Genomic DNA, 7971 nt, shown 5'->3' with positions numbered 1-7971 from the left:
GACTCAAACGCTCCAATTCGATGCGAACTCGTCCAGCTCGTCCTGGGAGACCAGGGGGATGTCCCACTCGCTGCCGTCCGGCCCGCCGGCCGCGCCGGTGTCGTCCGGTGCGGGGGTGGCGGCCGCGGCGATGGCCCGGACGGTGCGGTGGGCGAAGACGTCCTGCGCGGTCAGGGTCAGTCCGGCCGCCCGGGCCTTGCTGACCAGCTGGATGGAGACGATGCTGTCGCCGCCCTGGCGGAAGAAGTCGTCGTCGGCGCCGACCCGGGCGAGCCCGAGCACTTCGGCGAAGATCCGGGCGACGGTCTCCTCCTCGGGTGTGGCGGGTGCCAGGTGCGAGGCGGAGGCGGCGGCGTCCGGGGCGGGCAGCGCCTTCTGGTCGAGCTTGCCGTTCGGGGTGACGGGCAGCGCGTCGAGGACGACCAGCGCGGCGGGCACCATGTAGTCGGGCAGGCGGGCGGCGAGCGCGTCGTGCAGCTCGGCGACCAGGGCGCCGTCCTTGCGGCCGGCCAGCGGGTCGTTGGCGTACCGCTCGGGGGCCGGGCCCGGCAGGTACAGGTCCCGGTAGGCGGGCTCGGGTTCCTCGCCGGCGCCGGACGGGACGAACACGGCGTCCAGCCGGCCGTCGGCGGCCGCGGCGGTCCAGGTGACCAGGGTGCGGTAGCCGGCGCGGGAGCCGATGTCGGTGAGCGCGCCCACGGCGATGCCGTCGGGTGCGGGGACGCCGTCGATCTCGGCGACGGCCACCAGGTCCGCGGCGAGGCGCCCGTTGGGGATGCCGGTGACGCGCAGCGGGCCGGCGGCGCTCTCGCGCAGCCGGGTGGCGAGCCCGGTGAGGCCGCCGGCGTCGTCCCAGGCCAGGGCGGGCACCGGGGCGAGGGAGACGGCGTCCGCGGGGCGCTTGTGCAGCACCACGTCGTAGCGGTAGCGGCTCAGCTCGTTGTCGTAGGCGCCCTGCTTGATGCGGATGTCGACGCCGCCGAAGCCGTCCAGGGTGTCGGCGAGGGTGTCGAACAGGCCCGGGTCGACGAGCAGTTCGGTTTCCCGCTCGACGGCCCGGTCGACGGCGGCGCGCGCGGCGGCGGGGCTGTCGCCGGGGTGCGCCACGCGGTGGACGCCCGCCCGCATGCAGCGCAGCAGCCGCAGGTCGCGCAGGTCGCCGAGGAAGACCGCGCCGGTGTCGCCCAGCAGGGCGAACGCCTTGGTGATGACCTCGGTGAGGTAGTCGACGCTGGGGAAGTACTGCGCCACCGAGTTGATGACGACGGTGTCGAAGGTGCCCTCCGGCACGCCCTCCAGGCTGTGCGCCGGGGCGGCGGTGAACCGGGTGCGGCCGGCCAGCACCGGGTCGGCGGCGGTCTGCCGGCGCAGGGTCTCGATGACCGTGCCGGACAGGTCGGCGCCCCAGTACAGCTCCACGTGCGGGGCGACCGGCGCCATGATCAGACCGGCGCCGACGCCGATCTCCAGCACCCGCTTCGGCCGCAGGTCCAGGATCCGCTCGACGGTGGCCGCGCGCCAGGCGCGCATCTCCTCCTCGGGCAGCACCGAGCCGTCGTAACTGCTGTGCCAGCCCGCGAAGTTCTCGCCGAGCGGCGGTCCGTCGGCGTCGTCGGCGGCGCCGTACACCTCGTCGTTGATGACCTGCCACTTGTCGACCTGGTCGGTCTCCAGGCCGGTGTCGCGTCCCTCGGTGGCCTGCCGGGCGGGCACCACGTAGCCGACGAGCCTGCGCTCGCCGGGCCGGTCCTCGCGGATGACGACGGCCGCCGACGCGACCTGCGGCTGGTCGGTGAGGACCCCGGCGATCTCGTCGGGTTCGACGCGGAAGCCGCGCAGCTTGACCTGGTCGTCGGCGCGGCCGACGAACTCCAGCTGTCCGTCGGCGCGGTGGCGCACCACGTCGCCGGTGCGGTACATCCGCTCGCCCGGCTCGCCGAACGGCGCGGCGACGAACCGCTCGGCGGTCAGTCCGGGGCGGCCGAGGTAGCCGCGGGCCAGGCCGACACCGGCGACGTACAGTTCGCCGTCGACGCCGGGCGGGACCGGGCTGAGGCGGGAGTCCAGCACGTACACCCGCATGTTGGTGATCGGGGTGCCGATGGGCGGGACGGCCGCCTCGGTGAGCGGCCGGCTCATGGTGGCGCAGACCGTGGTCTCGGTGGGGCCGTAGGCGTTGATCATGCGGCGGCCGTGGGACCAGGTGCCGGCCAGTTCGGCCGGGCAGGCCTCGCCGGCGACGGTGAGCACCATGCCGGCGGGTACGGCGGCCGGGTCCAGGCCGGTCAGCGCGACCGGCGGGATGGTGGCGTGGGTGACGCGGTACTCGGTGAGGAACCGGGCGAGGGCGTCGCCGAGCAGCAGCCCGGTGTCGACGGGCAGGACCAGCGCGGCGCCGCGCAGCAGCGCGATGCAGGTCTCGGACACGGCCGCGTCGAAGCTGGGCGTGGCGTACTGCACGACCCGGCTGTCGCGCCGGATCGCGAACCGTTCGATCTGCGCGGCGGCGAGGTTGCCGATGCCGCGGTGGGTGACGACGACGCCCTTGGGGCGGCCGGTCGAGCCGGAGGTGTAGATGACGTAGGCGGCGTGGTCGACCGCGGCGGGGCGGACCCGTTCGGCGTCGGTGAGCCGGGTGTCGGGCCGGGCGGCGATCTCGGCCGCGGTGGCCGGGTCGTCGACCACCAGCGTCGGCGCGTCCGGGACGACGTCGGCGGCCGTCTCCGCGACGTCGGCGCGGGTCAGCATCAGCGCGGGTGCGCAGTCCCCCGCCATGAAGGCCACGCGGTCGCGCGGGTATCCGGGGTCGACCGGCACGAACGCGGCGCCCGCCGTGACCACGGCGAGCTGCGCCACGACCAGGTCGACCGACTTCGGCATGACCAGCAGGACGCGGTCCTCCGCGCCGATCCCCCGCGCGACGAGCTGCCGGGCGAGCCGGTTGACCCGCGCCTCCAGCTCGGCGTACGACAGTTCCTCGGCGCCGGCGACCAGCGCGAGCGCCTCGGGCGTACGGGCCACCTGGGCGGCGAACAGGGCGGGCAGGGTGTCGAAGTCGACGGCGCGCGCGGTGTCGTTCCACTCGACGAGGACGCGCCGGCGCTCGTCGTCGCGGAGCACGTCCAGTTCGCTCAGCCGGGCGGCCGGGCGGGCGGTCGCCAGGTCCAGCAGCCGCACCAGCCGCTCGACGAGCAGTTCCACGGTGGAGCGGTCGTACAGGTCGGTCGCGTACTCGACGGCGCACACCATGTGGTCGGGGCCGTCGCCCTCGTCCCGCACCTCGCGGAAGTCGAAGAGCAGGTCGAGCTTGGCGGTGCGGGTGACGGCCGGCTCGATCCAGGCGTCGAGGCCGGGCAGGTCGAGGGTCGGCGTGGCGTTGTTCTGGAAGCCGAGGCCGATCTGGATGAGCGGGTGGCGGCCCGCCGAGCGCTCCGGGTTGACCGCCTCGACCAGCCGCTCGAACGGCAGGTCCTGGTTGGCGAAGGCGGCCAGGCCGTCCACCCGGGCCTTGCCGAGCAGGTCGTCGAAGCGGGGGTCGCCGGCCAGGTCGGTGCGCATGACGAGGGTGTTGACGAGGAAGCCGACCAGGTCGTCCAGCGCCTCGTCGGTGCGGCCCGCGATGGAGATGCCGAGGGGGATGTCGTCTCCGGCGCCGAGCTTGCTCAGCAGCGCCGCCAGCACGGTCTGCACCACCATGAACGGGCTGACGTCGAACTCGCGGGAGCAGCGCATCAGCTGCTGGTACTGCTCGGGGGTGAGCCGGAAGCGCAGGGTCTCGCCGCGGTAGGAGGCGACGGCCGGGCGGGGCCGGTCGGTGGGGAGGGTGACCTCCTCGGGCAGCCCGGCCAGGTACTGCTTCCAGTGCGCGAGCTGGGCGCGGATGGCGGAGTTCGGGTCGTCCTCGTCGCCGAGGATCTCGCGCTGCCACAGCGTGTAGTCCGCGTACTGCACCGGCAGCGGCTTCCAGTCGGGGACGCGGCCCTGGCTGCGGGCGGTGTAGGCGGTCTCCAGGTCCCGGGTGAGCGGCACCAGGGACCAGCCGTCGCCGGCGATGTGGTGCACCGGCATGAGCAGCGCGTGGTCGTCCTCGGCGACGCGGAAGAGGTGGGCGCGCACCGGGGCCTCGGTGGCCAGGTCGAAGCCGATGGCGGCCATGTCGGCCATGGCGTCGGCCAGTTCCTCCGCGGCGATCTCGGTGACGCCCATGACGGGGGTGGCCTCGGCGGCGGACAGGATGTGCTGGCGCGGGGTGCCGTCCCGGTCGGGGAAGACGGTGCGCAGGCTCTCGTGCCGGGCGATCACGTCGCCGATCGCGGCCTGCAGCGCCTCCTCGTCGAGCGCCCCGAGCAGCCGCACCACGAGCGGGATGTTGTACGTGCCGGCCCCGCCGTCGATCTTGTCGACGAACCACAGCCGCAGCTGGGCGAAGGACAGCGGGATGTCCTGCGGCTTGTCCATCACGGTGAGCGGGCGCCGCGCCTCGGGCACGTTGCCGGTGCCGGCCAGCCAGCCGATCAGCGCGGCCGGGGTGGGGTGTTCGAAGACGGTGCGGATGGCCAGCTCCACGCCGAACGCGGCGCGCACGCGGCTGACCAGCCGGGTGGCGAGCAGCGAGTGGCCGCCCAGGTCGAAGAAGTTGTCGTCCAGGGACACCGACGGCAGGCCGAGGATCTCCGCGAACAGACCGCAGAAGATCTCCTCTTCGGGGGTGCGCGGGGCGCGCCCCGAGGCGCCGGCGCCGAAGTCGGGCGCGGGCAGGGCCCGGGTGTCGAGCTTGCCGTTGGTGGTCAGCGGCAGCGCGTCCAGCTGCACGAACCAGGACGGCACCATGTGGTCGGGCAGTTCGGCGGCGGCGTGCTTGCGCAGCGCGGCCGGCTCCAGTACGGCGCCGTCGCCCTGGCCGCCGACGACGTAGGCCACCAGGCGCTTGTCGCCGGGGGTGTCCTCGCGCACGACGACCGCGGCCTGCCGCACGTCGGGCTGGCGCAGGACGGCGGACTCGATCTCGCCGGGTTCGATGCGGAAGCCGCGGATCTTGACCTGGTGGTCGGAGCGGCCCAGGTACTCGAGGTTGGCGGAGCCGTCCTCGGCCCAGCGCACCACGTCGCCGGAGCGGTACATGCGCTGCCCGGCCGGGCCGAAGGGGTCGGCGACGAAGCGGGTGGAGGTCAGGTCGGGGCGGCCCAGGTAGCCGTCGGCGACGCCGGGGCCGCTGACGTACAGCTCGCCGGGGACGCCGGGCGGGGTGGGGCGCAGCGCGCCGTCGAGGACGTACAGGCGCAGGTCGTCGATGCCGAGGCCGATCATGCTGCCGGTGCCGGCGGTGGCGTCGGCGGCGTCCAGCATCAGCTCGGTGGTGTGCACCGTGGTCTCGGTGATGCCGTACATGTTGACCAGCCGCGGCGCGTCCTCGGCGTGCCGCTCGTACCACTGGGCGAGCCGGCCGAACTCCAGCGCCTCGCCGCCGAAGACGACGAAGCGGAGCGCGAGTTCGGCGCCGGTGTCCGGTTCGTCGGCGTCGGCCTGGATCAGCTGGTAGAAGGCGGACGGCGTCTGGTTGAGGACGGTCACCTGTTCGCGGGCCAGCAGCCGCAGGAACTCGTGCGGGGAGCGGGTCACGTGGTGCGGGGGCACCAGGAGTCCGGCGCCGTGCAGCAGGGCGCCCCAGATCTCCCACACGGAGAAGTCGAAGGCGTACGAGTGGAACAGTGCCCACACGTCGTCCGGGCCGAAGCCGCTCCAGTGGCGGGTGCGGTCGAGCAGCCGGATCACGTTCTGGTGGGCGACGACGACGCCCTTGGGGCGGCCGGTGGAGCCGGAGGTGTAGATGACGTAGGCGGCCTGGTGGGGCAGGAGCGGGCCGCCCCGTTCGCCGTCCTCGACGGGGGCGTCGGACAGCGCGGCCAGGGCGATGCGGATGAACGGGTCGTCCAGCACGATCGTGGGGACGTCGCCGTCGGGGCGGGCCGCCAGGGTGTCCTGGTGGGCGGTGACCATGGCGGTCGGGCGGGCGTCGCCGAGGATGTAGGCGGCCCGGTCGGCCGGGGAGTCGGGGTCGATCGGCAGGTAGGCCGCGCCGGCCTTCACCGTGGCGAGCAGCGCCACGGGCAGGTCCACCGAGCGGGGCATGGCGAGCGCGACGAGGTCGCCGCGCCTGACTCCGCGCGAGATCAGCAGGCGGGCCAGCCGGTTGGAGCGCTCGTCGAGCTCCCGGTAGGTCAGGGTGCGGCGGTCGTCGCCGTCGAAGGCGATCACGGCCGTGTGGCCGGGGTGGGCGGCGGCCGCCCCGGCGAAACGTTCGGTCAGGGTCGACAGCACCTGCTCCGGGGCGGAGGCCGTGGCGTCCACGCCGCCCCAGTCGTTCACGAGCCGGGTGCGCAGCTCGTCGTCGACCGTGTCGAACGCGCCGACCGGGCGGTGCGGTCGGGCGGCGAACTCGCCGAGCAGCCGCATCACGAGGCGGTGGTGGCGCTCGGCGGCACCGGAGCGGTAGACGTCAGGGTTGGCCGTCATGTCGAAGCGGAAGCCGCCGTCCGGCTCGGCCATCACGATCAGCGAGAAGTCGTCGTCCTGCCCGGCGGTGAGCGGGTGCAGGGTGGCGGGCAGGCCGGCGAACTCCACGGCGGGGGACGCCACGTGCAGGTTGAGGCGGGGGCCGAGCAGCCGGCCGTCGGAGCCGAGGAGCTTCAGGTCGCGGCGCAGGTCCTCGTAGCGGTACCGCTTGTGCCGGGACGCCTCGCGCATCCTCAGGTGGGCGTGCCGGACGAGTTCGGCGGCCGTCATCTCCGGCCGCACGTCCAGGCGTACGCCGATGACGTTGGAGACCATGCCGGGCACGGCGCGGCCGGCGGCGGTGGTGCGGGCGGCCACGGACAGCGCGACGACGACGTCCGGACTGCCCGTGACCCGGCTGGTGTAGGCGGCGAGGGCGGCCAGGACAGCGGCCGGCCAGCCGACACCGACCGTGCGGGCCGCGTCGCGGACCCCGGCGGCGACGCCGGCCGGGACGCGGGCGCCGCCGCGCAGCTGGTGGTGGGGCATCGCGGTGGGCCGGTCGCCGAGGCTGGGGACGGCCGGGGTGTCGGCGAACCGGGCGGTCCAGTACTCCCGGTCGGCCTCGAAGGCGGCGGAGGCCCGGTAGGCGGCCTCGTCCTCGACCAGTGCGCGCAGCGGCGGGAACGCGCCGTCGGTGGTGTCCTCCCCGGCGACGAGCCGGGTGTAGACCTCGGCGACCCGGGCGGCGACCAGGCTCGCGCCGGCCGCGTCCATCACCACGTGGTGGTAGCGGTAGTAGAACAGCGACCGGTCGTCGGCGACCTTCAGCAGCGCGAACCGGTACAGCGGCTCGCCGCTCATGTCCAGCGGGGTGCCGGCGTCGGCCCACATCCACGCCTCGGCGTCCTGCCACGGCGTCTCGGCCGCGGTGAAGTCCACGACCCGCACGGGCTGTTCGGCCCAGTCGCCGACGGGCTCGACGACCTGCACCGGGCCGGTGCCGTCGTCGGTGATACGAGCCCGCAGGGCCTCGGCCTCGGTGACGACCTGGCGCATCGCGGCGACGAACAGCCGCTCGTCGACCGCTCCTTCGATGTCCAGGTAGAGGGCCGCGTTGAAGGTGGCGTTGGGGCCGCTCAGGCTCTGTGCGTACCAGATCCCGGCCTGGCCGGCGGTCAGTGGCAGAACCGTGGCTGACGAGTCAGACATCTGTCCTCTGTTTTCTTCGGGCCGGGCGGATCCGGTGTTCGGCGGTCGAGGGAGTGAAAGGCCGGGTACTCAAAGGCCGGGTACTCGGACGTACCGAGTCAACGGATACACGACGGGGATAATCGCTGTCGCGGGCCGGTGCAATTTCCGGAAACGACCCCGCACCGAGGGAATTCAGTTTCTTCGGACCGGCCTTCTGCAGCTAGCGGCAACCCGCTCGGGAAGCGCCCTCGGCGTCCCTAGGATCGCCCGCAAGAAATGACCTCA

The 7971-nt window shown here is 74.0% G+C and carries 1 protein-coding gene; it reads right to left on the bottom strand.

The genetic code is table 11. The features are described 5' to 3' along the window. Positions 1-3 precede the first annotated feature (3 nt). Entirely contained in the window at positions 4-7704 is a 7701-nt protein-coding gene (locus FHX78_RS24910; protein WP_145869628.1) for a non-ribosomal peptide synthetase, read from the bottom strand. Positions 7705-7971 lie beyond the last annotated feature (267 nt).

The sequence above is a fragment of the Streptomyces capillispiralis genome, assembly GCF_007829875.1.
Lineage (GTDB): Bacteria > Actinomycetota > Actinomycetes > Streptomycetales > Streptomycetaceae > Streptomyces > Streptomyces capillispiralis.
This window is presented reverse-complemented; position numbering and strand designations above follow the sequence as displayed.